At 45.3% G+C, this 889-nt stretch carries 1 protein-coding gene and 1 other annotated feature; the gene reads right to left on the bottom strand.

All coding sequences use genetic code 11. From position 1 onward, the window contains the following. Positions 1 to 889 (bottom strand): IS3 family transposase (locus tag INT03_RS00650; protein ID WP_193007171.1); only part of this gene is annotated, 889 nt, incomplete at both ends. Next, positions 798 to 889 (bottom strand) — a sequence feature (AL1L pseudoknot). This feature is flagged as partial in the annotation. Its footprint overlaps the gene before it by 92 nt.

Below are 889 nucleotides of genomic sequence, written 5' to 3'. Positions count from 1 at the left end.
TCATAATACCGCTTTTCAAACTCAAAGGGTGACACATAACCAATCGTGCTATGCAGTCGTATTTTATTAAACCAATCCACCCATTCAAGGGTTGCCAGTTCAACATCATTGATACCAGTCCAGTTCTCCTTTAAATAGTCAATTACCTCAGATTTATAGAGTCCATTGACCGTTTCAGCCAGTGCATTATCGTATGAATCACCAGTCGTGCCGACAGAAGCGATGATACCAGAGTCACACATTTTGTCAGTATAGCGAATGGATAAGTACTGAACCCCTCGATCGCTGTGATGAATCACATCTTTGGGATGGTTCCTATCTGCTATCGCCTGATTTAGCGCAGCCATAACCATATCGGTATTCATGCGATTAGATACTTTCCAACCGACAATACTACGGGCAAACACGTCAATAATAAAAGCGGTATATACCCAGCCGCTAGTTGTTTTTATATAGGTGAAGTCAGCTACCCAAAGCTGATTGGGTTGACGTGCATTAAAGTTACGATTGACTAGGTCATCAGCGCGCTTTTGGTCGTCACGGCTGTTGGTGGTAATCTTGCTTTTGCCACGCCAGACACCTTGCATACCATACTGCTTCATTAAACGCTCTACGGTACACCGAGCAACCTTTAACCCGTCAGCTTTCATCTGCTGCCAGACTTTGCGCGCACCGTAACGGCACTTGCTGTCCCGCCAAATACGTTTAATCTCACCGATGTAATAGGCGTCATGCTGACTGCGCAGTGAACGCTTGTGTGGGTTGTCGCTTAAGGCTTGAACACGATAATAAGTTGACGGGGCAATCGGTAGGACTCTACAGATCAGCTCGACCCCATAAAGGTGTTTATTGTCGTCGATGAAGTGAATCATGATTTTAGTCAGCGGTC

Origin of the sequence: Psychrobacter sp. PG1, assembly GCF_014897815.1 — a bacterium.
Lineage (GTDB): Bacteria > Pseudomonadota > Gammaproteobacteria > Pseudomonadales > Moraxellaceae > Psychrobacter.
Note: the sequence above shows the minus strand (reverse complement) of the source record. Positions and strands in the feature narration are given on the sequence as shown.